The 26148-nt window shown below is 65.8% G+C and carries 19 protein-coding genes; 10 read left to right on the top strand and 9 right to left on the bottom strand.

The features are described 5' to 3' along the window. Positions 1-40: 40 nt before the first annotated feature. Both ACFXK0_RS08755 and ACFXK0_RS08750 read right to left on the bottom strand, forming a co-directional pair. Positions 41-727, bottom strand: a complete 687-nt coding sequence (locus ACFXK0_RS08755) for a response regulator (RefSeq protein ID WP_379409395.1) — start codon at positions 725-727, stop codon at positions 41-43. Then, complete coding sequence (locus ACFXK0_RS08750; protein WP_379409393.1) at positions 724-1935, bottom strand: sensor histidine kinase; 1212 nt, start codon at positions 1933-1935, stop codon at positions 724-726. Before ACFXK0_RS08750 ends, ACFXK0_RS08755 begins: the two co-directional genes overlap by 4 nt. 135 nt (positions 1936-2070) lie before the next feature. Here ACFXK0_RS08750 and ACFXK0_RS08745 point away from each other — a divergent pair, with 135 nt between their 5' ends. The 9 genes from ACFXK0_RS08745 to ACFXK0_RS08705 all read left to right on the top strand — a co-directional run bounded on the left by ACFXK0_RS08745 (position 2071) and on the right by ACFXK0_RS08705 (position 15042). Further along, entirely contained in the window at positions 2071-3687 is a 1617-nt protein-coding gene (locus ACFXK0_RS08745; RefSeq protein WP_379409392.1) for an MFS transporter, read from the top strand. A gap of 29 nt (positions 3688-3716) precedes the next feature. After that, positions 3717-4910, top strand: coding sequence for an FAD-dependent monooxygenase (locus ACFXK0_RS08740; RefSeq protein WP_379409390.1), 1194 nt, complete (start codon positions 3717-3719; stop codon positions 4908-4910). Positions 4911-5270: 360 nt separating this feature from the next. Continuing rightward, positions 5271-6866 carry an SMP-30/gluconolactonase/LRE family protein gene (locus ACFXK0_RS08735; protein WP_379409389.1) on the top strand — a complete coding sequence of 532 codons (1596 nt, stop codon included), beginning with the start codon at positions 5271-5273 and terminating at the stop codon, positions 6864-6866. Continuing rightward, a complete protein-coding gene (locus ACFXK0_RS08730) occupies positions 6863-7717 on the top strand; it encodes an SDR family NAD(P)-dependent oxidoreductase (RefSeq protein WP_379409387.1) in 855 nt (284 codons plus the stop codon). Before ACFXK0_RS08735 ends, ACFXK0_RS08730 begins: the two co-directional genes overlap by 4 nt. Positions 7718-7746: 29 nt before the next feature. Beyond that, the gene (locus tag ACFXK0_RS08725; protein WP_379409386.1) at positions 7747-9108 is read left to right on the top strand and encodes an SRPBCC family protein; all 1362 of its coding nucleotides are present in this window, start codon (positions 7747-7749) and stop codon (positions 9106-9108) included. 26 nt (positions 9109-9134) lie between these two features. Continuing rightward, on the top strand, positions 9135-10958 hold the full coding sequence (locus ACFXK0_RS08720; protein ID WP_379409385.1) for a flavin-containing monooxygenase: 1824 nt from the start codon (positions 9135-9137) through the stop codon (positions 10956-10958). Between the two features lie 31 nt (positions 10959-10989). After that, entirely contained in the window at positions 10990-11925 is a 936-nt protein-coding gene (locus tag ACFXK0_RS08715) for an SDR family NAD(P)-dependent oxidoreductase (protein ID WP_379409383.1), read from the top strand. After that, on the top strand, positions 11906-13612 hold the full coding sequence (locus ACFXK0_RS08710; RefSeq protein WP_379409382.1) for a thiamine pyrophosphate-binding protein: 1707 nt from the start codon (positions 11906-11908) through the stop codon (positions 13610-13612). The genes ACFXK0_RS08715 and ACFXK0_RS08710 overlap by 20 nt, the downstream gene beginning before the upstream one ends. Positions 13613-13614: 2 nt before the next feature. Then, positions 13615-15042, top strand: coding sequence for an aldehyde dehydrogenase family protein (locus ACFXK0_RS08705; RefSeq protein ID WP_379409381.1), 1428 nt, complete (start codon positions 13615-13617; stop codon positions 15040-15042). A 79-nt stretch (positions 15043-15121) separates the two neighbouring features. Here the strand turns inward: ACFXK0_RS08705 and ACFXK0_RS08700 are convergent, their stop codons facing one another. From ACFXK0_RS08700 to ACFXK0_RS08675, 6 genes are all read right to left on the bottom strand, one after another. Further along, the gene (locus tag ACFXK0_RS08700) at positions 15122-15760 is read right to left on the bottom strand and encodes a HEAT repeat domain-containing protein (RefSeq protein WP_379409380.1); all 639 of its coding nucleotides are present in this window, start codon (positions 15758-15760) and stop codon (positions 15122-15124) included. Between the two features lie 311 nt (positions 15761-16071). Continuing rightward, positions 16072-16350, bottom strand: coding sequence for a DUF6881 domain-containing protein (locus tag ACFXK0_RS08695; RefSeq protein WP_379409379.1), 279 nt, complete (start codon positions 16348-16350; stop codon positions 16072-16074). A gap of 3 nt (positions 16351-16353) precedes the next feature. Continuing rightward, on the bottom strand, positions 16354-21726 hold the full coding sequence (locus ACFXK0_RS08690; RefSeq protein WP_379409378.1) for a putative T7SS-secreted protein: 5373 nt from the start codon (positions 21724-21726) through the stop codon (positions 16354-16356). After that, positions 21726-22322 (bottom strand): hypothetical protein, encoded by a 597-nt coding sequence (locus ACFXK0_RS08685; RefSeq protein ID WP_379409376.1) that lies wholly within the window; start codon positions 22320-22322, stop codon positions 21726-21728. Before ACFXK0_RS08685 ends, ACFXK0_RS08690 begins: the two co-directional genes overlap by 1 nt. A gap of 29 nt (positions 22323-22351) precedes the next feature. Continuing rightward, on the bottom strand, positions 22352-22753 hold the full coding sequence (locus ACFXK0_RS08680) for a hypothetical protein (RefSeq protein ID WP_379409375.1): 402 nt from the start codon (positions 22751-22753) through the stop codon (positions 22352-22354). 296 nt (positions 22754-23049) lie between these two features. After that, positions 23050-24162: a helix-turn-helix domain-containing protein gene (locus ACFXK0_RS08675; protein WP_379409373.1), complete on the bottom strand. Its 1113-nt coding sequence runs from the start codon at positions 24160-24162 to the stop codon at positions 23050-23052. Between the two features lie 172 nt (positions 24163-24334). Here ACFXK0_RS08675 and ACFXK0_RS08670 point away from each other — a divergent pair, with 172 nt between their 5' ends. Beyond that, positions 24335-24562 carry a hypothetical protein gene (locus ACFXK0_RS08670; protein WP_379409372.1) on the top strand — a complete coding sequence of 76 codons (228 nt, stop codon included), beginning with the start codon at positions 24335-24337 and terminating at the stop codon, positions 24560-24562. A gap of 429 nt (positions 24563-24991) precedes the next feature. Here ACFXK0_RS08670 and ACFXK0_RS08665 read toward each other — a convergent pair whose 3' ends face one another. Further along, positions 24992-26143 (bottom strand): acyl-CoA dehydrogenase family protein, encoded by a 1152-nt coding sequence (locus ACFXK0_RS08665; protein ID WP_379409371.1) that lies wholly within the window; start codon positions 26141-26143, stop codon positions 24992-24994. Positions 26144-26148 lie beyond the last annotated feature (5 nt).

Below are 26148 nucleotides of genomic sequence, written 5' to 3'. Positions count from 1 at the left end.
CCTTCACCATTCCGTCAGCGTTGCTCCGGGCAACCGGATTTCACGGCAGGCCGGTGCCGTTGGCGTGGTTGACCAGTCCGGTCTGGTGGGCGATGACGACGAGCTGTGCACGATCGCGAGCGTGCAGTTTGTTCATTGCGCGCTGCACGTGAGCGCGGACGGTGAACGGGCTGACGAACAGTTGCCCGGCGATCTCGTTGTTGGACAGTCCTTGTGCGACAAGCATGGTCATTTCGCGTTCTCGCGGGGTGAGTGCGTCGAGTTTCCCGGAAGTTTGCGCGGCCGCGTCGTCGGGTGGGGTCGCGAGGAAGCGGGCGATCAAGGTGCGCGTCGCCGCGGGCGAGAGGAGGGTTTCGCCGTCGGCGATGGTGCGCACGGCAGCGAGCAGTTCCGCTGCGCCGATGCCCTTTCCGATGAAGCCGCTCGCGCCCGCGCGGAGTGCCTGTGCGACATAGTCGTCGGTCTCGTAGGTGGTGAGGATGAGGACTCGGCTGTCGCGCAGGTGCGGGTCCGCGCAGATCTGCGTGGTGGCGGTGATGCCGTCGGTCTCGGGCATCCGGATGTCCATGATGATCACATCGGGGTGCAGTTCACGGGTGAGCCGCACCGCTTGTGCGCCGTCGGCGGCTTCGCCGACCACACTGATGTCGTCGGCGGTGTCGAGCAGCGTACGGAACGCTTGGCGGAGCAGGGCCTGGTCGTCGGCGAGCAGCACTCGAATTGTCATGGGGGACCACCGTTCTCCGTGTCGCCGGTCGTGTTCGCCGGTGTGAGTGGCAGGTGAGCGGAGACGATGAAGCCGCCCGCCGGGCTGTTTTCGGTGAAGAGCTGACCCCCGACCGCCGTGGCGCGTTCTCGCATACCGATGAGCCCGTAGCCCGACGGCCGGTCCGACCCCGTGAAGCTCGGCCCGTTCGCTGCCCGCGAGTCGGGTCCGTCGTCGGCGACGGTGATGCTGAGCCGATCGCGGCTCCAGGACAGGCGGATGCGAGCGTGACTGGTCCCGGCGTGTTTGCCCACGTTGGTCAGGGCCTCCTGGATGACCCGGTAGGCAGTGAGATCCACCCCTGGCGGTAGCGGGGCGGGCGTGCCCTCGTTGTCCGTCGTCACTCGCAGCCCCGCACGGTCGAACGACTCGAGCAGCCGGGGGAGCTGGGACAGGCCGGGTGACGGTTCGGCGGAAGTGTTCGCGTCCCCGGCCTGGCGCAGCAGTCCGACCGTGGCGCGCAGGTCGTCGAGGGCGTTTCTCGTTGTCTCGATGATGTTGTTCAGGTTCGAACGGGTCTGTTCCGGCTGGGAGTCGAACACGTGCGCGGCAACAACAGCTTGGGCGTTGGCGAGGGTGATCTGGTGTGCGACGACGTCGTGGAGCTCGCGGGCGATGCGCACCCGTTCCTCGGCGACGCTGCGCCGCGCCTCGCTCTCCCGGCTCTCCTCGGCGCGCAGGGCCCGCTCCTCCATGGCAGCCAGGTAGGCTCGCCGGTTCTGGGTCGCGTTGCCGAGTGCTCCGGCGATCAGTGGGAGCACCGCCACCGACAGCAGCCTGCTGCCATCCTGCCAGGACAGCCCGTCGAGCAGCGGCGTCACCGCGACCAGCAACGCCACGGCGGGGAGCAGGACCGCGATCGCCACCCTCAGCTCGGTGTGCAATGCCAGCGCGTAGGCGGCGATCGCGACGGGCACCACGATCAGCGGGGTCAACAGCAGGCCGCACGGTGCGACCAGCATCCCGCACGCGGTGGTTACCGCGACCACGGCTACGGGCGCCCGATGCCGCACGGCCAGCGCCGCACACGAGATCCCCGCGACGACATAGGTGGCCATCGGCGGCCATCCGAGGGTGTTGTCGGGGTGAAAGATCCCGCCGGACAGGCACAGCAGGAACGCCGTCGCGAGCACGAGCGTCTCGCGCCACCACACGGGTCGTCGTGCCACCTGGTGGATGGCCGTCACCGGATCGGGGAACGCTGCTGGGGTGGCAACACCTCGCCCAAGATACGCGTCGGAGCCGCCCGGCAACCGCAAGGCGTTCGACCCGGTTCGTACGCACCAGGAGTGCGCGGTCGTCTAGTGCAACAGCACCAGCGGCAATCGGTGACAAGAGACGATGCCCGCCGACGGCTCCGCTGGAACGGTTGTAGCCAGAACATCCCTGCACGGCGCAAACCCCCGCCGAGTCGGGAAATCAAGTCTGGTGAGGAGCCGAAATCAATGCAGCAGAACACAACCGACGGTGCGAACGTCGGTCTTCACGCGAGGTGGAGCTGGCGACTACTCGGCCTCGTAGCGATCCTGGCTCTGGTGAATTTCGTGGTGGACTCCGCGATCGGCGCACCGCTGATCGTCCTGCCCGAGATGCTCGACCATTTCGGCACCGACCAGGCGGCGTGGCTCAACGCCACCGCGATGCTGGCGGGCGTGATGTGGGCCCCGTTGCTCGGTAAGAGTGCCGACATATACGGAAAACGCAGAGTCCTCGTGCTGACCTTGCTGATCAGTTGTGTGGGTGCGCTGATCTGCGCGGTGGCCCCGACGATGTGGATATTCGTCATCGGACGCATGTTGCAGGGAGCCGCGTTGGCCGCCCTGTTCTTGTCGGTCGCGATCGTGCGAACCGTCTGCACGCCACGACTGGCCATGATCATCGTCGGCATCGTGACCACCGGCACCGCGATCCTCAACGTCGCCTCCCGCTTCCTCATCGAGAAGCTGGCCATGGAGTTCGGCTTCCAGGTCCTGTTTCTCATCTCGGCCGCGGTGGCGGTGGCGATGGCTGCTTGCGTGCGTTTCCTGGTTCCCGAATCGCTCGTGAAGACTCCGGGCCGGCTCGACATCTCGGGTGCGCTGCTGCTCGGCGGCGGTCTGCTCGGTGTGCTCGGCTACATCAGCATGGGTCCCGAGCTCGGCTGGTCCGCTCCCGGACCGCTCGGCCTTCTCCTCGGCGGGGTCGTGGCGCTGGTCAGATGGTTCACGGTTTCGAGCCGAAAGGCCGACCCGCTGATCGACGTCGGAAATCTCGGCAAGCCACTGCTTCTCACACTCCTCGTCGTCTTCCTCGGCGCGGGTTCCTACCAGAGCATGCTGCAACTCATCCCGCTCATCAGTGATGTCTCGGCGGACCAGAACTTGGGTTACGGGCTCGGCGGTCACGGGTCGGTGGCGCTGCTTCTCGCGGCACCCGCTGTCGGCGTCATGCTCGGCGGTCCGGTGGCTGGCTGGCTGGGTACGCGAATCGGGCCTGCCCGGACCCTGGCCGGGGCGGTCATGCTCGGAACCGTGGCCACGATCGGGATGTTCCTCGGTGCGTTCCAGCTGGTCGCGGCGCTGTGCTTCGCGTTCCTGCTCGGTGTCACGGTCGCGGCGTTGGGCGCGTCGGGCTTCAACATGGCGGGCAACTCGGCGTCGGCGCAACGGCAGGGCATCGTGTCCAGCCTGGTCATGGTGATGGTCTCGACCGGGGCCGTGGTGTTCAACTTCGTCGGCGCGGCTGTTCTCGCATCGACCACTGTCGTCGCGAACGGCGAGACGGTGAACTCGGCCACCGGCGTATTCAGCTATATCGCGATCGCCACCGCGGCCTTCGCGATCGCCGCGGTCGTGGTCGTCCTTCTTGTGCGAACCACGCACCCGCAGCGTCCGATGCCCGCGCCGGAACTCGAGCCCCAGGCTGTCGAAACGCGCGCGTGACCCTTTCCATCAGACACCGAGGAGTTGACATGAAGTCCAGCGGAACTGTGCTGGTTTCCGGCGCGAGCATCGCGGGTCCCGCGTTGGCGTTCTGGTTGCACAGATACGGATTCGAGGTGACGGTGGTAGAGAAATCTGCCGGTGTGCGCGGCGGCGGATACCCGATCGACGTGCGTGGCACCGCCGTCGAGGTCGCGCACCGGATGGGCATTCTGCCTCAGCTACAGCGAGCCCATATCGATACGCGGCGGGTGACTTTCCTCGAGGCCGACGGCAGCCGCGCAGCTGTCGTTCATCCGCAGGCGGTGGTCGGGGGAGCCGACGGACACGACCTCGAGGTCCCCCGGGGGACGCTGACGAACATCCTGTACGCAGCAGTCCGCGACGACGTGGAGTTCGTCTTCGACGATTCCGTCGACACGCTCACCGAACACGAGCACGGTGTGGACGTCACCTTCCGCAGCGGCACCCAACGCAGTTTCGATCTTGTTGTCGGCGCCGACGGATTGCACTCACGCACCAGGACTCTCGCCTTCGGCCCCGAACAGAACTACCTGCGCTACCTCGGCTACTGCTTCTCGATCTGCACCATGCCCAATACATTCGGGCTCTCCCACGAAGCACTCATCTGGAACGCCCCCGGACGAGCCGCCGCTCTCTACGCCGTGGGAACCAGCAACGACGTACACGCCCTCCTGACCTTCGCCCACCCCGAACCATCCCACGAAGCCCTCCGCGACAACGAGACTCAGCGTGCACTGATCTCCACGCTCTTCGGCGACGACGGTTGGCGGGTACCGGCAATCGTCGACGCCATGCGTAGCTCCCCGGATCCGTTCTTCGACACGGTTGGTCAGATCCATCTGCCGCAATGGTCCACCGGGCGGGTGGCACTCGTCGGCGACGCCGCCTACGCCCCGTCGTTCCTGACCGGGCAGGGATCGAGCCTCGCGCTCGTCGGCGCCTACATGCTCGCCGAATCCCTGGCCGCACACGACGACCACATCACCGCCTTCACCGCCTACGAACGCGCCAGCCGCCCATTCATCGAAATCAACCAATCGCAGATCTCCACCGGCGATGCGGCCCTGTTTCCCACCACGGCCGAAGCCCTGCAAGCCCGAAACCATAGACTCCGCAACCTCACCGTGTCGCCCCGGGCCTCCGGTCGGCCCGCCCACACAGCCCTCACTCTGCCTGAGCTCAGAGGTATGGCCTCGTAACCGTGGGCGCGGCGTAGAGATGACCGGGTCGGCATCCCTACGACCGCGAGGAACAGGCACAGGTTCTCCGAAATCTCAGCCGATACCGACCCAGGACCACACCATTGTGGATAACCTGATTCTCACGTTCTTACATATCTAATTCCCTTGCCTTTCGGCGAGTCCGCCCGATCCCGGTCGCCGCCCTCGACGGCACCGCCTCACCCTCGGAGCGCCTCGCCATACAGTCGTGCCCACACGCGCGGGCAACGCACTGAGCAGGGGTTTCCTTCGGGCAAATCCAGTATTGCAATCATTGTGAGGATTGACGTACCGTGACCCGCAACACCCACTGATCCGACCGTAGGGGAGGGCCCCGCAGTGACCCGAGGGGCGCGCTACACCAGCGAGACACCATTCACCGTCGCCGAGGGCTGGAGCCTGCGCCGACTCACGCCACCGAGCCGCCTGTTCGGCGCCAACGGCCTGCGCACCGGCGCCGACAACCGCATCTACATCGCGCAGGTGGCGGGCAGCCAGATCAGCGCGCTCGATGTCGCCACCGGCGAGCTCGAGACCGTCAGCGCCAAGGGCGGCGACATCGTCGCCCCCGACGATCTCGCCTTCGATACCGACGGCAATCTCATCGCCACCGAGTACATGGACGCCCGCGTCAGCGTGCGCAGTCCCGACGGCACCTCGCGCGTCCTGCGCGCCGGCCTGCCCGGCGCGAACGGCATCACCTTCCACAACGGCAGGCTGTTCGTCAACGAATGCCGGGTCGGCGGGCGCCTGATGGAACTGCCGCTCGACGGCGGCGCCCCGCGCGTGCTGCAGGACAACCTGCCGATGCCCAATGCCATGGAGTTCGGCCCTGACGGACTCCTCTACTACCCGGTCATGGGCACCAACGACATCTGGCGCATCAATCCCGACGGTGGTGAACCCGAACGGGTCGTCGGCGATCTCGGCGTGCCCGACTCGGTCAAGTTCGACGCCGAGGGTTTCCTCGTCTCGACCCAGGTCGGCACCGGCGAGGTCCTGCGGATCGACCCGCGCACCGGCGAACGCCAGGTACTGGCCGCGCTCGCACCCGGCCTGGACAACTGCACCTTCGTCGGCAACCGGCTGTTCGTGTCGAGCTTCACCGGCGAGATCACCGAGATCCTGGCCGGCGGCGCGACGAAAGCCGTGCTGGAGGGCGGCCTCATGTGGCCGCTGGATCTGACCGTCGCTCCCGACGGCACGCTCTACGTCGCCGACGGCACCTACCTCTACGAGTTCGGTGACGCCGGGCTGACCCAGGTCGCGTCGCTGTTCAGCCTCAACACCCCCGGCTACGTCCGCGGCGTCACCGCCGTCGGTCCCGGCGAGCTGCTGGTGGCCACCTCCTCGGGCGAGATCGCCTCCTACCGGCCGGGTCCCGAACCCGTCACCGAGGTACTGGCCGAGGGCTACGACCAGCTCTACGGCATCGCCGCCACCGCCGACCGCACCGTCGTGGTCGCGGAATTCGGTGCGGGACGGGTGCTTTCGCTGCGCGGTGGCTCGGTCGAGGTGCTGGCGAGCGGCCTGGACCGCCCGCTCGGCGTGGCTATCGGCCCCGACGACACCGTGCTGGTCTCCGAGTCCGGCAGCGGGCGGATCGTCTCGATCGGCAGCGGCGGCGTGGACACCGTCGTCGACGGTCTGGACACACCGCACGGAATCCTGGTGCGCGGCAACCGATTGCTCATCGTCGACGTCGGACTCAAGGCACTGATCGAATTCGATCTCGCGACCAAGGTCCGCACCGTCCTCGCGGCGAACCTGCCGGTGGGCGTGCCCGCGGGCGTGGTCGCCAAACCGCTGCTCGGCACTCCCCCGTTCTCCGGCCCGATGGGCCCGTTCGCTGGCATCACCGCCGGACCCGACGGCACCGTCTACCTCTCCGCCGACGCCGAGGGCAGCGTGCTCGCCCTCCAGGTACTGGCATGAGCGCGGCGGGCCTCGACGGTCTGGGGCTGGGCGGGCGGATCGTCATCGTCTCGGGTGCGGGCGGCGGCGGCATCGGCACGGCGGTCACCCGCCTGGTCGCCACCGCCGGGGCGACCGTGGTGGCGGTGAGCCGGTCGAAGGACAATCTCGACACCCACATCAATCCTCTGGCAGCCGAAGGGCTTTCGGTGATTCCGGTCGCCGCCGACGCAGGCACCGACGAGGGGATCGCGAAGGTCCTGGACCGGGTCGCCGACCTGCCCGGCACCCTGCACGGACTGGTGAACGTGGCGGGCGGCGCCGACCCCGCCACCTGGATGCCGGCCACCCGCGTCACCCGCGAGGACTGGCGCGCGCTGTTCGCCCAGAACCTGGAAACCATGTTCTTCATGAGCCAGGGCGTGGCCAAGGCGTTGCGTGCACAGGGCAACGCGGGGTCGATCGTCTCGGTCTCCTCGATCAGCGGCATGAACACCGCGCCCTTCCACATCGCCTACGGCACCGCCAAAGCCGCCCTGGTGGCGGCCACCCGGACACTGGCCGTGGAGCTGGCGCAGGACGGTATCCGGGTCAACGCGGTCGCGCCCGGCGTCACCGAGACCCCGGCCTCGCGGGCCTACGTCGGCGCCGATCCCGACCGCGACCGGCGCGCCATCACCATGGGCAGGCGCGGGCAGCCCGATGAACAGGCCGGGCCGATCCTGTTCCTGCTCTCGGACCTGTCGACCTATCTGACCGGCCAGACGCTGCTCGTCGACGGCGGCCTGAATCTGCGCTGGACCCATCTGGGCGGTGACCACACCTCGCTGTTCCTCGAGAACGAGGACTTCCGCGCCGCCATCACCCGCTGACGAACCCCGGTGTGCACGAGGAGAATGTCATGACCGAAACCACCGAAACCGCCACCGATCCGCTGTCGACCCCGATGACCATCGGCGTCGAGGCCTACATCTCCCCCGAGTACGCCAAGGCCGAAGGCGACCGGCTGTGGGCCAAGGTGTGGCAGCAGGTCTGCCGGGTCGAGGAGATCCCCCGGGCCGGCGACTACCTGACCTACGAGATCGGCGCCGACTCCATCATCGTCGTCCGGACCACGCCCGAGACCCTGCGCGCCTACCACAATGTGTGCGCCCACCGCGGCCGCCGCCTGATCGACACTCCCCCCGGCACGCACGACGGACGCGGCCAGGCCCGCCAGTTCACCTGCAACTTCCACGGCTGGCGCTACGACCTCGACGGCCGCAACACCTTCGTCGCCGAACGCGAGGACTGGCCGTGCGGTCTCACCGACCGCAACGACGGACTGCAGACGGTCCAGATCGACACCTGGGGCGGCTGGGTCTGGATCAATATGGACCCCGACTGCGAATCGCTGCGCGACTACCTCGAACCCGCCGCGAGCCTGCTCGAGCATTTCGAGCTGGAGAAGATGCGCTACCGGTGGCGCAAATGGCTGACCTTCGACTGCAATTGGAAGGTCGCCTTCGAAGCGTTCATGGAGACCTATCACGTCCCCTACACCCATCCGGAGTTCTCCAACTTCGGGTCCTTCCTCGGCTGGGCCCGCGCGCAGGGCAAGCACAGCAATATCGGCTACGACGCACCGAAGGGCATGGAGGAGAACCAGGCCAAGCTGCGTGTCGGCGGCGGCACCGATGCCCGCGTCTCCACCGCCCAGCTGCAGAACTTCACCTGGGAGAACGCCAACACCAACACCACCCGCACCCTGGTCGACGTCGCCAACCGGCTGGTCGACGAACTGCCCGAGGGCACCCCGTCGGACCAGGTGCTGCGCTACTGGCTCGAGACCGCCAGGGCCGAGGACCAGGCGCGCGGGGTCGACTGGCCCAAGGTCGAACCCGATATCGTCGCCAAGAGCGGCACCGCCTGGCAGATCTTCCCGAACTTCCAGATCGGGCACGCGGTCAACAACATGCTGTGCTACCGGTTCCGCCCCTACGGCACCGATCCGGACCAGTGCATTTTCGAGGCCGCGGTCTTCGAACTGTTCCCGGAAGGCGAAGAGCCGCAGACCGAATGGGAGTACACCCCGGTCGGTGACCCCGGCTGGCGCACCGTGCTGCCGCAGGACTTCGACAATATGGCCGCGGTCCAGCAGGGCATGAAGTCGCGCGGGTTCTCCGGTCCCAAGCCCAACCCCTATCGCGAACGCAGCGTGGTCAACCTGCACCACAACCTCGCCCGGTACATGGACACCGGCGCGCCCCGCGATCTCGCCTGAACCACCCTCCAGCAAGGACATCCGCAATGAGCGACTGCGCACCCACGCAGACCCCCGAGGTCGATATCGAGGAACTCCGGGCCACCTACCTCGCCGAACGCGACAAGCGCGTGCGCACCGAGGGCCAGGGCCAGTACCTGGTGACCGACGACGGCTTCACCGACTTCTACGAGGGCGACCCGTACACGAGGGTGGTGCCGAGGGAACCGATCACCGACGACATCGGCATCGCGATCCTGGGTGGCGGCTGGGCCGGTCTGCTCGCCGCCGCCCGGCTCGAGGAGGCCGGGGTCACCGACTTCCGGATCATCGAGCTGGCAGGCGATTTCGGCGGCGCCTGGTATTGGAACCGGTACCCCGGCATCCAGTGCGACACCGACAGCTACGCCTATCTGCCGCTGCTCGAGGAAACCGGCTACATGCCGACCGAGAAGTACGCGCGCGGCGACGAGTGTTTCGAGCACGCGCAGCGCATCGGCAAGCACTACAACCTCTACGGCCGTTCGATCTTCAGCACGCTGGTGACCTCGCTGCGCTGGGACGACGAGCTCGACCGCTGGCGGATCGGCACCAACCGCGGCGACGACCTGCGCGCCCGCTTCGTGATTATGGCGCAGGGCCCGTTCAACAAGCCCAAACTGCCTGGTATCCCGGGCATCTCGGAGTTCACCGGGCACACCTTCCACAGCGCGCGCTGGGACTACGAGTACACCGGCGGCGGTATGCACGGCGGGCTGGACAAGCTCGCGGGCAAGAAGGTCGCGGTGATCGGCACCGGCGCCAGCGGTATCCAGATCGTGCCGCACCTGGCCGAATCGGCCGAGCACCTCTATGTCTTCCAGCGCACCCCGTCCTATGTCTACGAGCGCGGTGACGTGCCGACCGATCCCGACTGGGCGGCGTCGGTGCAGCCGGGCTGGACCCGGGAACGCAAGCGCAACTTCCACACCGCCGCCTTCGAGGCGTTCACTCCCGGCCAGCCCGATCTGATCTGTGACGGCTGGACCGAGGTCAGCCGCAACCTCGAGGCGCACCTGAGCGCCACCGGTGGGTGGGCGACGCTGACCCCGGAGAAGTTCATGGAGCTGCGCGAGCTCGAGGACTACAAGGCGATGGAGCGGGTGCGCCGGCGCGTCGACGAGATCGTCACCGATCCGGCGACCGCCGCCGCGCTCAAGCCGTACTACCGGTTCCTGTGCAAGCGGCCGTGTTTCAACGACCAGTACCTGCCCACCTTCAACCGCGACAACGTGACCCTGGTCGACGTATCGAAAACCAAAGGCGTGGAACGTATCACAGCCAAGGGCATCGTCGCCGACGGCGTCGAGCACGAGGTGGACTGCATCATTTTCGCCAGCGGTTTCGAGATCACCACCGATCTGGACCGCCGCTTCGGCATCGCGCCGTTCGCCGGCCGCGACGGGCTCTCGCTCTACGAACACTGGGGCGCGGGCTACCAGACCCTGCACGGCCTGACCACCCGTGGTTTCCCGAACCTGTTCTTCACCGGGTTCCTGCAGGGCGGAGTCACCGCGAGCACCACCGACATGTTCGACCAGCAGGCCGAGCACATCGCCTACATCCTGAAACAGGCCGTCGACACCGGGGCCACCACCGTCGAGCCCACCGCCGACGCAGTCCGGGACTGGGTGAGCACGGTGCGCGAGACCGCCGTCGACAACAGCACCTTCCAGCGCGAGTGCACGCCCGGCTACTACAACAACGAGGGCGAGCAGAGCATCCGCTCGCATCTCGGCGAACCGTACTGGCCCGGCTTCTACGCCTTCGGCGAGCTGCTGCAGACCTGGCGCGACAGCGGCGAGCTGCCCGGCTTGGAGCTGGGCAGATGAGCGGCGGAGACCGGATGGGGAGGCGAATGCCGTGGCGGAGCTGAGATTCGACGATCGCGTCGCCGTCGTCACCGGCGCGGGCCGTGGCCTCGGCCGCGCCTACGCGCTGCTGCTGGCCGAGCGCGGGGCCAAGGTGGTGGTCAACGATCTGGGCAGCAGTGTCCGCGGCGACACCGTCGAGGGTGATCCCGCCGCCGAGGTGGTGGCCGAGATCCGCGCCGCCGGTGGCGAAGCCGTCGCGTGCGGCGAGTCCGTCGCCACGCCGGCGGGCGGGCAGGCGATCATAAATGCCGCGCTCGCGCACTTCGGGCGCCTCGACATCCTCATCCACAACGCCGGCAATGTCCGCTACGGAACGCTCGGCGAGCTGAGCTACGAGGATTTCGAGTCGGTGCTCGACGTGCACCTGCGCGGGGCATTCCACGTGGTGCGCCCGGCCTTTCCGGTGATGGCCGAGGCCGGGTACGGCCGCGTCGTGCTCACTTCCTCGATCGGCGGGCTCTACGGCAACAAGGGCGTCGCCAATTACGCTGTCGCCAAGGCGGGCATGATCGGGCTGTCCAATGTCGTCGCGCTCGAGGGCGCGGACGTGGGCATCACCAGCAATGTCATCGTGCCCGCCGCGGTGACCCGGCTGGCGGACGGGATCGACACCTCCGCCTATCCGCCGATGGGACCCGAACTCACCGCTCCGGCGGTCGGCTGGCTCGCCCATGAATCCTGCTCGATCACCGGCGAGATGCTGGTGGCCGTCGCCGGACGGGTGGGGCGGGCCTATATCGCCGAAACCCCGGGGGTCCATCGGCCCTCGTGGACGATCGAGCAGGTCGGCGCGCAGATCGACGCCATCCGTGACACCACGGATTCGTGGATCCTGCCGCCGGTTCCGGCCGGTCACACAGATCACCTCAGGAAGAGTTTCGCGCTAGTGACGGAGGCACACCGGCATGTCGGTCAAGGTCTATGAACGGATCCTTCAGCTCTTCGAAGCCGAAGGTATCACTACGATTTTCGGTATCCCCGATCCGAACTTCGTGCACATGTTCCATCTCGCGGAGGAACGCGGCTGGAACGTCATCGCACCGCATCACGAGGAGTCGGCCGGTTTCATGGCCGAGGCGGTCTCCCGGATGACCGGCAAGGCCGCGGTGTGCATCGGCACCCTCGGTCCCGGTGTCGCCAATCTCGCGGGCGCGATGATGTGCGCGAAGGTGGAGAACTCGCCGGTGATCTTCCTGGGCGGTCAGCGTGCCCGGATCACCGAGCAGCGGGTGCGGCGTGGACGCATCCAGTTCGTCAAACAGGCTGCGCTGTTCGAGAATTCGGTGAAGTACAGCGCCAGTATCGAATACGCCGACCAGACCGACGAGATCATTCGCGAGGGCCTGCGCAAGGCGCTCACCGGAACGCCCGGCCCGGTCTATATCGAATACCCCTCGCATGTCATCCTCGAAGAACTCGACGTGCCCGCTCCCCTGCCGCCCTCGGCGTATCGCCTGGTCGGTCAGACGGCGGGTGCGGACAAGATCGCCGAGGCGGCCGAGCTGCTGCGGGCGGCGAAGCAGCCGATCCTGCTGGTCGGTCACGGCGCGCACACCGCGCGCGCCGGTGCGTCCGTGCGCGAACTGGCCGAGCTGCTGGCGGTGCCGGTGATCCAGACCTCCGGCGGCACCTCCTATATCGAGGGCCTCGAGGACCGCACCTTCCCGTACGGCTTCTCCCCCTCGGCGGTGGAGGCCGTGGTGCAGTCGGATCTGTGCCTGGCGATCGGCACCGAGCTGGGTGAGCCCGTGCACTACGGGCGCGGCAGGCACTGGGTCGCCAACGAGGCGAACCGGAAATGGATTCTGATCGAACAGGATCCAACCGCGATCGGGGTCAACCGGCCGATCGATGTGCCGCTGGTCGGCGACCTGCGCGCGGTCGTACCGCAGCTGGTCGAAGCTATGCGCGACACTCCGCGCACCGCAACCCCGGAACTGGCCGGCTGGATCGAGCAGGATGCCGCCCGCCTGGCCGAACTCGCCGAGACCGCACCGTCCGGCCGCACGCCCGTGCATCCGGCGCGCCTGATCGTGGAGGCCACCAAGGCTTTTCCCGCCGACGGCATCATGGTGCGCGACGGCGGCGCCACCACGATCTTCGGCTGGACCTACTCCCAGGCCAAGCCGCACGACGTGATCTGGAACCAGAACTTCGGTCATCTCGGCACCGGGCTGCCCTACGCGGTCGGCGCCTCGGTCGCCGAGGGCCGCAAGCGCCCGGTGATGCTGATCTCGGGTGACTCCTCGTTCCAGTTCCAGATCGCCGAACTGGAAACCGCTGTGCGGCTGAATCTTCCGCTGGTCTCGGTGGTCGCCGTCGACTACGCGTGGGGCCTCGAGGTCGGCGTCTACAAGCGCACCTTCGGGCAGGGCTCACTCGAGACCGGCGTGCACTGGGGCACCGGCACCCGGTTGGACAAGGTCGCCGAGGGCTTCGGCTGCTACGGCGAATACGTCGAACGCGAGGAAGACATCGCGCCGGCGATCAAACGGGCCTACGCCAGCGGCAAACCCGGCGTGATCCACGTGGCCGTCGACCCGAAGGCGAACTCCGAGGAGATGCCCTCCTACGACGAGTTCCGCACCTGGTACGCGGAAGGAACCCAGTAGCCATGCCCACTATCTCCACGTTCTATGTCGGCGGCAAGTGGATCGAGCCGGCAGGCACCGCGACCTTCGAGGTCGTCGATCCGGCCACCGAGGAGGTCTACGGCACCGTCGCCGCGGGCACCGCGGCCGATGTCGACCGGGCGGTGGCTGCCGCGCGCGGCGCGTTCGCGAGCTGGTCGGCGAGCACGGTCGACGAGCGTCTGGCCGTCCTCACCGCGATCGGCACCGAGTTCGAGCGCCGCCGTGGCGACATCGCCGCGGCACTGACCGCCGAGATGGGCGCCCCGGCGGCGCTGGCCAACGGATTCCAGCTGAATCTCGTTGCAGGACATCTCGATACGGCGATAGAAGTGCTCCGCGACTACCCGTTCACCGAGCAGCGCGGCGCCACCCTGATCGCCCGCGAACCGATCGGCGTCGCCGGACTGATCACACCATGGAACTGGCCGTTGAGCCTGATCGCGGTGAAGGTGTTCCCGGCATTGGCGGCCGGCTGCACCGTCGTGCTGAAGCCCTCGGAGCAGTCACCGTTCAGCGCGCAGATCTTCGCCGAGGTCCTCGACGCCGCCGGGGTGCCCGCCGGCGTGTTCAACCTCGTCCACGGCGACGGGCCCGGTGTGGGCGCACCGCTGGCTGCGCACCCGGATGTCGACGTCATCTCCTTCACCGGCTCCACCCGGGCCGGAATCGAGGTGGCCCGCGCCGCGGCACCCAGCGTCAAACGGGTCACCCAGGAACTGGGCGGCAAGAGCCCCAATATCGTCCTCGACGACGACCAGTTCGCTGCCAATGTCGCGGCAGGCATCGGCCCGCTGATGATGAACTCCGGCCAGACCTGTAGCGCGCTGACCCGGATGCTCGTACCGCGCGCCCGGATGAACGAGGCGATCGCCGCGGCGAAAGCAGCCGCCGAACAACTCACGGTCGGCGACCCGACCACCGAGGTCACCCTCGGCCCGGTCGTATCGAAAGCACAGTTCGACAAGGTCCAGGGCCTCATCCAGCGCGGCATCGACGAGGGCGCGACCCTGGTCGTCGGCGGCACCGGCCGCCCCGACGGCCTGACCAAGGGCTACTACGTCAAACCGACGGTATTCGCGAACGTCACCAACGACATGACGATCGCCCGCGAAGAAATCTTCGGCCCCGTCCTGACAATCCTCGCCTACGACAGCATCGACCACGCCGTAGACATCGCCAACGACACCGAATACGGCCTGGCCGGCAACGTCGCCGGCGCCGACCTCGACCAGGCCCGATCAGTAGCCCACCGCATCCGCGCCGGCTACGTCTCGATCAACGACGGCTTCGACTTCCACTGCCCCTTCGGCGGCTATGGCAAGAGCGGCAACGGCCGAGAATGGGGCGCCTTCGGTTTCGACGACTACCTCGAGATCAAGGGCATCCTCGGCTACACCCCGACCACCTGAGGTGACGAGCCCTTTCATCAAGCGCTGCAAGACTTTCCAGAGCTTGATGAAAGGGCCGTGCCCATGAGATCGGACGAGGTCAGACCAGCCTTTCCATCGCACGTTTCGCCTGCTCGCGCACTGGCGGGTGCGGATCATCGAGCAGTGGCTCGATCAGCTGCCGGACATCGGCAGCTTTCATCTGCACCAGCGCTTTGATCGCCGCTTCTCGGGTCGGTCCGTCGAGGTATTCGACCGCAAGATCACGTGCTCGGCGGGTCTTGACCTTGCCGAGAAATTCGATCAGCGGGATCGTCGGCGTTGCCACCGGGAGTTCAGCGAGAAGTTCGGCAATCTGGTCGAAGTTCTTCGCGGTCGCAATGACACGGAGACCCTGGCACGCCCAGTCCTGAATACGGGTGGGCAGCGGCGGCTCATAGCGCATCTGGGCGATGAGCAGGTCGATCGCCCGCTGGTTTCCCCGCGCGGCGGGATCGATGAGATTGCGGACAAGTCCGGACCGGATGGCGGAGCGATGGTCGGTCTCAGGTCCAGGAATTCTCGACTCGAGCTCGCCAAGCCAGTCCACGAAGATCGGGATCCCCTGCGGGATGGTCCGTGGCCCGTTGGCCAAGTCTCCCAGCGTGTAACAGGGCACACCGACGGCCGCGAGTTCTTCCATGATCCGTCGGTCGAAACCTCGCTGACCGTCCACATAGCGAGCCGGTAGATCATTCATCCATGCGGTACCACCGTCCTCACTACCGGGAGGCATCCGCATATATTTTATCTGTTCACGCCGGGGGGTAGGCAAGGGTGTCCAGCTCTTTCCGGATCAGTTGGATTTGTCCTGTATCGGCATAGCCTCGGATGACAGGGGCATCGATTATCGCATCGAATGGGCGGCTGTCGGCACAGGCAAGGTGCGTGTTGGCGCATCAGATATCGGTGCGCTACACGCGACCGACCACGCCGCCGCGCGCCCACTACCAAGGCGCGGGCCGCCCCGAACCGAGTTCTCACTCCCCCTGTCGGTGTCGGATCCTTATACTACCCGCTACGCGCAGCCAGCCATTGCTCCTCAAACTCTTCTGCGGAAATCTCCTCAGCGTCGAACTCTTGCTGCAATCGGATCTCATCCACGGGAGCGATTTCGATTTCAGCCAACCCTGCCGTTGGGGACTCATTATTCTCATCAGCCCACTCGCGGTGACCGTCGCGATAGATTTGAACGCGTCGTGTCTCCCAATTGTCGTCACCGACTTCGTGAAAGTAGACGACCGGCTCTTCATCAAAGTCGTGGTGCCACGCAACCCTGACATACCTCATAGTTTAGCTCCTTCCTGAGCTGACAATTCTTCCAGCGATATCCAGCGGTCCACTGTTTGGAACTACGAAGACACCAGTCCTCCCTTGCACGACATCGAGTCCGGTTACGTCGATTTCGATGAAGTGCGTAAATTTCTGCCCCGCCCATGGTACCCGCAGGAAGGCGGCCGAGAGTTGGCCGAGGGTGCGTGTTCCTGGCACAATGTCCGTGAGATATTGGCCATCACCATATCGAGCATCCTTTGGGTTTTGCTCACGGAGAGACGGCCACATCTCCTGACTGTCAAGTATCCCATCGTGGCCGTCTTGGTTTGTGTAGTGGTAGAGAGTTCGTGGAACCTCTGGAGTCTGACCTGCCGGATTGTTCTGGCCATCGCCTTCACATCCTTCGGGCATCAATCCAAGCGGATCACACCATCTCGCCGGGTTGTGCGGATACCCATACTGGTTCGGAGCCGGAGACAAGCCGAGTGGATCCTGAGATAAATACCTTCCGTGCGTCGGATCAAAGAACCTGTGAAGATTGTAGTGCAGTCCAGTTTCTGCATCGAAATACTGACCAGGGTATCGCACCGGCGTTTTGCATTCACCCCTCCAGGTCACCCTCCCCCACAAGTTGCTGTTTCCCTCAGAAGTAACACGGCCAGTCGCCGGGTCAATCAGCGCTGTAGGAAGTCCGGAGATTTCCACGATCACTGCATGCGAATTTGCTCCTTGAGATTCAGGTGACGCGTCGGTTTGCAACACCGGCACGAATGAATCCGGCAAGTATTGCCACCTGCTGATACCGCCGCGATTCGACTCCTCAATTATTTGAGTTCCATCATATTCGAAGGAAGAGTAATCAAGCCGCTCACCATCGTTGCCGACGCAATGTTTCGCCGTGCGCCGACTCGCCGCATCATAGGCATACTTCCACCAATGACCATCGGGCGTGTAGACGTCGGTTAGCTGATCGAATGCATTGTAGCGAAAGTGCCAAACGGCAGGTTTGCGGGAGATGCGGGTGGTGACCTTGCGAATTAGGCGGCCAGCAGAGTCATAGTAGTAGTGAGTGCGACCGTCTTGGACTAGGAGATTGTTATGATACTCACGCACTTCCACGGACGCAGCAGAGGAAAGCGCCGACTGCGGCTCCGCAGCGAAATCTGGAAGGCTTGCGGTGATATTGGAAAGGGCATCGTATTCATATGCTTCGGCAGTCTGGTTATCGCGGGTGATGGTGTTGACGCGACCAAGGGCGTCGAGGCCGTAGGTTGCGAGTGAGGGCTCTGTACCAGGTCCAGTCGTCGTGTGGTGGGTGAGGTAGTCATCAGGACGGTAGCTGTAGTCGTCTCGACGAATTGTGAAAGGGTCGGGCCGGGCCGTTGGGGTATCGCCGAAGTCGAGAGATGAGGTGGTGGCGGGGAAGCCTGTGACTTCTTGGGTGGCGAGATTGCCATTGGGAGTGAAGGTTCGGTCGATTTGGACGTCGCCGATGCGCCAGCCCGTGAGGCGACCTACGCGGTCGTGGTTGAACGAGATATCGGTGCCGTCGGCGGAGAGGGCCGTGACTTGCCCGAGCACATTGTGACGCCAGGTGGTCACCGCGCCGGTCGGGGTGGTGCGTCGGATTCGCCGTCCGCGGTGGTCGTAGTCATTGACCATGGCGGGCTGGTCATCGAGTTTCTGGGTCGCTACTTGACCGGTAGGGGTGTAGGTGAATTCGAGGGTGTGGGTGACGGAATCATCGATGCCGTTTATCGCGGTGATGACCCGGCCCGCGGGGTCGTGGGTGTAGGCAAGGTATTCGCCGGAGTCAGCGGTGATGGAGGTGAGATTGCCGAGGATGTCGTGTCGGTGGTGACGGGTGATTCCGGTAGCCGGAGTGACGGTGGCGATGCGGCCGGTGATTGTGTGGGTGTAGGTGGTGGTGGCACCGGTGTAGTCGGTTTCCGCGCTCAGGCGCCCGGCGAGATCGTATTCGTAGGTCCATCGTTGGCCGAGGGGGTTGATGACGGCGGTCAGCTGACGCTCGGTGTTGTAGAGGTAGCGGGTGGTCGAGCCGTCCGGGTCGGTTCGGGCGGCGACCTTGTCGAATCCGCCGTAGGTGTAGCGGGTGATTCCGCCGTTGCGGTTGGTGTGGGTGACGAGATTGTTTTCGCCGTCGTAGGTCCAGGATTCGGCGAATCCATCGGGATCGACGCGACGGGCGGGGCGTCCCTCGGGCGTCCACTCGTAGCGGGTGGTGTGGCCGAGCGGGTCGGTGACCTCGGAGGGCCGGCCGAACGCGTCTCGGTGGATTGTCGTCGTCGCGCCGTAGGGATCTGTCACGGTGACAGGTAGGCCGGCGTCATCGACCTCGACGTGGGTTACGGCGCCGTCGGGGTTGCGGATTTCAGTTACCGCACCGCAGGAGCTGTGGGTGTACTCGGTCCGGGCACCGGCGGGGTCGGTCACCGCGATGAGGTTGCCTGCTTTGTCCCACTCCCTGATCGCCGTCGTGCCATCGGGATTGGTGATCGTCGTCGGGCGGTTTGCGTAGGCGTACGCGATGCGAATATCGGTGCCGTCGGGGCGGGTGATGGTCGCGACATTGCCGTTGTCGGTATAGGCGTAGTGGGTGACCGCGCCGTCGGGCTCGGTGACTCGCAGCGGTTTGCGCAGGGCGTTGTATTCGATGTGGCGGTGGCCGCCGTCGGCATTGCGGAAGTCGCGCAGGCGAAGATCGCTGTCGAACCCGTAACCCGAAACACCGCCACGTGAGTTGGTGATCCGGGTGAGCCGGCCGGTGCCGTCACCGAGTTCGAGATATTCGAAGTCGGCGTTCATCACACCGTTGGTGCCGCGCTGAGCGACTACCTGGCCGGATTCGTCGTAGGTGTTGGCGACCCAGCTGCCGTTGGAATCGGTCCACGACAGCATCCGGTGGTGCTCGTCGTAGGCGAAACGGGTCGTGCCACCGACGCCGTTGACCGTGGTGGTCAGTTCGCCGTGCTCGTAGCTGAATTCACGGACCCGGGTGAGGGTGTCGAGTCCGTCTGCTTCCCCAGCGACCGAGATCGCGGTCACACGTCCGTCAGCTGAATCCAGCACGACGCGGTAGCCGCCGGAGTGGGTGACTTCGGTCGGGTCGCCGTTGTTGTTGTAGTGGAAGCGGATTCGGTTGTGGTGGCGGTCGGTGATCGCGGAGATGGCGTAGTTGCCGAGCAGGGTGTCCAACCCGTTCAGGGTTGGTTCGGGCGCGAAATGCCATACCAGTTCCCGGTCCGGGTCCCATAGGCGGTAGCCGCCGGTGTCGGTGCGGGTCAGTTTCCAGCGCTGGCCGCCGGTGATCGGCTCCACGCCGACGCCGACCTCGGCATGCGGGTAGGCCAGCAGCATTCCGTCTTCGAAAACGACGGTGACGCAGTCGTCTTCGATGACGACGCGCATGTCGAGGGTGGCCGACCAGGACGGGCCGAACCAGCGGCCGAAGCGGTAGTTCGAATGGTGGGCGCGTTTGAGCGCCAGGCGGAGGATGCCGGGCAGATCGAGGTCGGTGAGCGGGAGCAAGAATTCACCGGTCGCGAGGTTGACCGGGTCGCCGCCTTCGGTGGTCTGGTCGCGGGTGGAGTCGGTTTCGGGCGGATTGTTCTGGGCGGTGTCGCCCGCGCTGTCCTGCCCGTTGGCGCCGTTGTCATTGCCTGCGCGTAGTTCGGGGCTGTTGTTCGGGTCGGGAGTGTCGCCGTTGTTGCCTTCCGGGCTGGTGCCGTCGTCAGCGTCGCCGTGTGCGCCGTCGTCAGGGGTCGTGGCCGGTTTACCGGAGTCCTGGTCGTCAGAGGTGTCGTCGTGGTTGGCCGGCGAATCATCGTGCTGGTCAGGAGTGGAACCGTCATTGTTCGGAGCCGGGGAGGACGGCGATTCCTGATTCGGGTTGCCGTCGTCCGTATCCGGAGTGGGTTTCGCCGCTGGTGATTCATCGGTGCCGTTCGGTGACGACGGCGCATTCTCACCGGCCTCGGGTGTCGTGTCGCCGGGGTCCGAGCCATCAGCAGCACCGTTCGGGGTCGTGCCGGGTGTGTCGGCCGGTGTGGTCGGCGGAGTGTCGCCCGCTTGCCCGGCGGAGTTCGGCTCGGGGGTGGTAGCTGCGGGGGTCGTGGCCGGCGAATCGCCGGTGTTTCCCGCAGGATCCGAGCTCGGTGTCGAGGGATTGTCCGGGGTGTGGGAGGCGGGCTGGGTGGGTGTGTTCCTGCCCGCCGCCCCGGCAGCGTTGTCGAGAATATTGCGGCCGGTGTTCGCGGTGTCCGCGACGTCGGCAACCCGGTTGACTGTGGTGGCGGCGCCTTTCGCGACACCACCGGCGCCGCCGGTCGCGATGGTGGTCAACGCGTCACCGGTGAGAGCGCCCAACGCCTCGGACGGGTTGGTCTTGAATCCCGAAAGCATCGCCGCACCCGTCGCTTTCGGGTCCGCAGCCGCCAAAACCATCCCGGTGCCCAGGTCCGACATCTTCGACATGTAGTCAGCGGGGTGGGTGATGTTGTAGATATCGACAGGGCTGATCGACCGCACGAACTGCACCATGCCGGTCAGCGAGGTCAACAACCCGGAAGTGAAGTTGACTTTCGCGTGCTCCATCGCCGCGGTCAGGTCTTCGAAGTTGCTCCCCCAGCGGGACAGGAACGGCGGTTCCGTCGGCGCGGTTTCGGTGGCGGCGGTGATCGCTGCCACCGCGGTGTTCGCGGCGTTGTCACGTTGGGTGCGGGCGCCGTCGAGGATCGCGCGGGCCTCGTCGCGGATCGTGGTCCAGGTGTCGGTGAGGGTCTTACCCTCGCGTTGCTCGTCGGTTTTGGCGTTCCAGGCGTTCTTGCGGTCCCGCTCCTCACGGTCGGCGGCTTCCCATTTCGCGATCGCGTCCGCTGCCTTCACCTGAGCGGCGGTGACCTCGTGGTACCAGGCGTCCAACGCGGATTTGGCTTTACCCATCGCGTCGGCGCCGTCCCACCACAGTTTCGGCTGCTTGGCGAACTCGTCGTGAAAGGCCGTGGACGCTTCACCGGACCACTCCGCGACGTCGATCTTTCGTAACGCGTCACCGGTTTGATCGATTGCCGTACCGATCTTGCCGAGGTGTTCGGAAACTTCCTGGATCTTGCCCGGATCGCCTCGAATCAGTTCCTTCGGATCAGTGGTTTCACCCAGTTCCTTCTCCGGGACCGCGCCACCGGTCGCATCGACGACCTTGTCCCCGAGATCATCGAGCCAGTCCGACAGTCCATCGGCGCCAACAGCTTTCGCGACCTTCGACTCCGCGTCGAGAACCGTGTTGTAGGCCTGCCCGACCTTTTCGGCCGCCGTCTCGAGCCCGTCTTCGATCTTGTCCCCGAGGCTGTTGACGAAATCCCCGATCCCCACTACGTGTTCCCCCCACGAGCTTGTTGTTGCGCTTGCTGGATCTCAGCGACCTTCGCCGCCACCCCGGTATCGGGCACGAACATGTCGCCGATGCTGTCGCGTTCCGGCACATCATCGGACACCAAGTACTGCCCCACCTGCCCCAAAGTCGAAACGTTGTCACCCATATGGGAGAACGCGTCGGTGAACGAGGACACGCTGTAATCAGGATTCCTGGCCGTGTTGAAGTTGCTGTTGTCCCAGACCTCGCCCCAGTCCATCTTCTCGATATCGGCCTTGCTCAGGTGCGGGTTGCCGGCCATATGGGTGAACATCTGCTTGAACGTGCTCGAGATCTGCTGATCGATCTCGTAGTACCGGCCCGCCGACAGGTCGAGAACCTCGGCGATCTCGTTACCCGACTGCACCAGCGCGCGCACGCCCCACGACCAGCGTTCGGCGAATGTTTCGAAGCAGGCTTGCACGTTGGCTTTGCCTGCTTCCATCGCCGACATCGTCAATTGGGCGAACCCGCGCCCGACGGCGCCGGTTTCCCCGACTCCCAGCTCGGACAGTTCGCTGATGATCCCGTTGATCCCGGCCGCGGCCTGAGTCAACAGAGCCGGATCAACATCCAAATCCGACATCAGCCATGCCCGCCGTCGCTCGACGGCTCCTCGGAGATCGCCGGCGGGAATGCCATCGGCGCAGCACCGAGCATGTCGACGGCTACCCCGGTTGGCTCCGGCTGTCCTGCTGCGAACTCCCGCAGACGCCGCCCCAGGAACGTGTGAAATCGATAGGACTCGTCGGCCACGACGCCACGCGCCGTCATGAACCGCGCATACTCCTCGACCCCGGTGAAGGCGCACAACCACGCCACCCCACCGGACTCCAGCGTGAAGACCCGGTCCTGCGGCCCTGTCAACGGCACGAGCAACGCCGACGATTCGAACGCCGCCGTCAACTCGCTCGGCACCCCGAACCCGGCGTAAAACGCCGCGATCTCCGACCTCAACCGTGCGGAATCGATATCAACCACAGACATGCCCGCTACCGCCCTCCCCCTCGGACATCATTCCGTAGTCACGGTAGCGAACGGTGCCAGGTATCGCCATTGGTCGAGAATGCGATGTCACGTGACATGGCGCACATGAATGACAGCCCAGACCGGCAAAGGGCTGAGCTCCGCGCAGAGCTCACGCCGGTCTTCGGCGCCCGGCCAGAGGGCTCCATGCCCTGAACTGCCGAAACGCCTCAATCGGTGTCAATCGTTCTCAACCGGTCGGCACTTTGCGTCCAGGATGAGGCCACCGGAATCCTGTGCTGACCGGCGCCCACATCTCATCCCGGATAGGTGTCGTGGAATGCTTCGCGCACGGTGGTCGCACTTTGGATGTCCCGCTGCTCGATGCCGGTCACGATTTCCGACACGCGCCAGTAGTGCGACGGGACCAGTCGGCCGCCGGTGACCACGCCCAGCGCCACGTTCGCCGCCTCATCCGGTTTGTCGGCGGCGACCAGCGCCAGACCCAGGTCCAAGTTCGCCATGGCGATGCGGCGCGGACGGACGCACGCGGCGCGCTCCAGGTCAGCCACGACATGGCGCGCATACACCTCGGCTGCCGGGTCACCGAGCCAGGACAGCGTGGTGGCGACGTAGGTGTCGGCCTTCGACGGGTCGTATCGGAAGTGGTGCTCCGGCCGGTCCGGGGTGCGCAGCCCGGACACCAGGCGCGCGACGCTGCGCAGCGCGCCGTATGTACCCGCACTGTCCCCTTTGCGCGCCAGCGCGCGGCCCTGCTGCGCCGTGGCCTGGATGTAGACCGAGCTGTCGGCCGGGGCGATGTCGCGCGCCGCTTGTGACAGTTCGGCCGCTTCGCCGAACTCGCGATTGATGAGGTGCTGCCATGCCCTGGTTTCCAGGGTCCAGGCCGATATTTCCGGGTGCTCGGATTCTTCGGCGATATCGCGGGCGGCGCGGAGACGGGCAGCGGCGGCCGGTAGTTCGTCCAGGTCGATGTGGCACGTCCCGGCCAGCAGCGAGAGCCACCCGGCGGTCACGAGCAGGCGGCGGTGCTGGACCAGGGTCATCTTCCCGTTCAGCAAGCGCGCGGTGTATCCCAGATGCTGACGAATGCCGACCAGTAGCTCGGCCGGCGGGGTCGTGGAGTAGGCCGATGCCAGATCGTCCACGGCTGCCTCCAGCCGGTCCAGGGTGTCCCCGCCGACATCGGACGCCGCGATCCGCCGCGTCCACTCTTGGCCGGCGCGTTCTCCATCAGCTGTTTCGCCCAGGGCTGCGGTGTAGGCGACGGCGACCTCGGCCGGTACCGGTCGCTTGCCGGACTCGATGAGCGACAGGTACGCGGGTGAGTAGTGCGTGAGCCGGGCGATTTCGCGCAGCCCTACCCCGGCCGCCGCACGCGCGGCTCTCAGCTGTGCGCCCGGTTCCATCGTTGCCCTTCGGCTCGGTCAGCTGTGAACAGTCTGTCAACACCGTAAGCCTGTGACCACCGATTACGCACGCCTAGCGTTGAATTCAGCCCCGCCGCCGGGTACTGAACCGGCTCGGCACCGGTTCCCCGGCGGTGGGCGCATTCACACAGACGACTCGCAAGGGGGACCTATGAGCGACGCGATACGGCACCGCCTCACCGAACTGACCGAGCGGGCCGCGCTGCGGTCGATGGCGATCCGGCGCGCACCCGAACCACCGTACGGCTGGGAGTTGTACAGCCCGTTCCGGGTTGTCTGCCACGGGTCGCTGGACAACGTGGCCGCATGGTTGACCGCGGCCGAACAACGATGTTGTCCACCATCCGTGACCGAAGTCGGCGGTCGGGCAGACGGGTGACCAGGTTGGGGTAACCTCCTGAACCTTGCCCGGATGTCAGTCGGCACCCCGCCCTCGTCAAGGTGCGGGTGCGACCAGTGGAGGAAAGCGGGAACTTGAGCAAATTTGACGTAGAGGACGTATATCACGTCAGTTTTCAAGAGTTTCCATTCGTTACCGGATTTGCTGATGGCAACTTTAGCATCGGACAAGATGTTGAACTCAGAAAATCCGGCGGCAGAGTTATTCACGGAGTGATGGTTGCGCTGCATATTCACCACTCAAAGGTTGCCTCGAATCATTTCTCGTTAGTGTTTTCCGAGGATATCTCGGACAACGTGCAATCTGGTGACGTGATAACTACGTCCGACGGGGAACCCGACGACATATTAAGAGCCTCCGACCGGTCATGATCGCGTCATATGGCATCCAGCGTGGTGTTTCGTGCGATCAGGTCAGGCCGAGGTCTCGGGCGATGATCATTTTCATGACTTCGCTGGTGCCTGCGTAGATGCGGGCTACGCGGGCGTCGGTGTAGAGGCGGGTGATGGGGTATTCGGTCATGTAGCCGTAGCCGCCGAAGAGTTGGAGGCAGCGGTCTACGGTGCGGGCTTGGACTTCGGTGCTGAAGAGTTTTACGCGGGCGGCGTCGGCGCCGGAGAGGGTGCCGGCGATCAGGTCGGTGACCGCGCGATCGATCATGGTTTGGGCGGCTTCGACTTCGGTGGACAGGGCTGCCAGTTCGAATTTGGTGTTCTGGAAGGAGCTGACCGGGGTGCCGAAAGCCTTGCGCTCCCTGGTGTATTCGACGGTGGCGGTGATTGCGGCGCGGGCCTGGGCTACCGAGCCGACGGCGACGGTGAGGCGTTCCTGGGGGAGGTTGTGGCCGAGGTAGCCGAAGGCGGCACCCTCCTCGCCCAGGCGGTTTTCCACCGGTACCCGGACATCGGTGAACGAGAGTTCCATGGTGTCCTGCACCTTGCAGCCCATCTTCTCCAGTTCGCGGCCGCGTTCGAAGCCGGGCATGCCGTCCTCGACGACCAGCAGGGTGAGTCCGGCGCGGCGGTTGTCGGGGTCGGTGGCGGTGCGGGCCACGACGATCACCAGGTCGGCGAGCAGGCCGCCGGTGATGAAGGTCTTGGCGCCGTTGAGGAGGTAGTGGTCGCCGTCGCGGACGGCGCTGGTGCGCATGCCTGCCAGGTCGGAGCCGGTGCCGGGTTCGGTCATGGCGATGGCGGTGAGCAGGGAGCCGTCGGCCAGGCTGGGGAACCAGCGCTCGCGTTGCGCGGGGTCGGCGTATTCGAGGAAGTACGGCAGGATGACGTCGAGCTGGGTGCGGACGGTCCCGAGCGTCACCAGGGCGCGGGCGGCCTCTTCCTGGAGGACCACGTTGTAGCGGTAGTCGCGCAGGCCGGCGCCGCCGTATTCCTCGGGCAGGGCGATGCCGAGCAGGCCGAGTTCGCCCATCTCGGTGAAGATCTCGCGGGGCATCCGCCCGGCACGTTCCCAGTCGGCGTAGTTCGGTGCGATGCGTTTCTCGACGAAGCCGCGCACCAGTTCCCGGAACGCCTCGTGATCGGGGGTGAACAATTCGCGACGCATGTGTT

Source organism: Nocardia sp. NPDC059177, from assembly GCF_042755165.1.
In the GTDB taxonomy this organism is placed as follows: Bacteria; Actinomycetota; Actinomycetes; order Mycobacteriales; family Mycobacteriaceae; genus Nocardia.
Note: the sequence above shows the minus strand (reverse complement) of the source record. Positions and strands in the feature narration are given on the sequence as shown.

Coding starts and splice junctions, on each gene's coding strand:
- ACFXK0_RS08755 (WP_379409395.1), bottom strand. CDS start 727: ATGACAATTCGAGTGCTGCTCGCCGACGACCAGGCCCTGCTCCGCCAA.
- ACFXK0_RS08740 (WP_379409390.1), top strand. CDS start 3,717: ATGAAGTCCAGCGGAACTGTGCTGGTTTCCGGCGCGAGCATCGCGGGT.
- ACFXK0_RS08730 (WP_379409387.1), top strand. CDS start 6,863: ATGAGCGCGGCGGGCCTCGACGGTCTGGGGCTGGGCGGGCGGATCGTC.
- ACFXK0_RS08725 (WP_379409386.1), top strand. CDS start 7,747: ATGACCGAAACCACCGAAACCGCCACCGATCCGCTGTCGACCCCGATG.
- ACFXK0_RS08720 (WP_379409385.1), top strand. CDS start 9,135: ATGAGCGACTGCGCACCCACGCAGACCCCCGAGGTCGATATCGAGGAA.
- ACFXK0_RS08710 (WP_379409382.1), top strand. CDS start 11,906: ATGTCGGTCAAGGTCTATGAACGGATCCTTCAGCTCTTCGAAGCCGAA.
- ACFXK0_RS08705 (WP_379409381.1), top strand. CDS start 13,615: ATGCCCACTATCTCCACGTTCTATGTCGGCGGCAAGTGGATCGAGCCG.
- ACFXK0_RS08700 (WP_379409380.1), bottom strand. CDS start 15,760: ATGAATGATCTACCGGCTCGCTATGTGGACGGTCAGCGAGGTTTCGAC.
- ACFXK0_RS08695 (WP_379409379.1), bottom strand. CDS start 16,350: ATGAGGTATGTCAGGGTTGCGTGGCACCACGACTTTGATGAAGAGCCG.
- ACFXK0_RS08680 (WP_379409375.1), bottom strand. CDS start 22,753: ATGTCTGTGGTTGATATCGATTCCGCACGGTTGAGGTCGGAGATCGCG.
- ACFXK0_RS08675 (WP_379409373.1), bottom strand. CDS start 24,162: ATGGAACCGGGCGCACAGCTGAGAGCCGCGCGTGCGGCGGCCGGGGTA.
- ACFXK0_RS08670 (WP_379409372.1), top strand. CDS start 24,335: ATGAGCGACGCGATACGGCACCGCCTCACCGAACTGACCGAGCGGGCC.
- ACFXK0_RS08665 (WP_379409371.1), bottom strand. CDS start 26,143: ATGCGTCGCGAATTGTTCACCCCCGATCACGAGGCGTTCCGGGAACTG.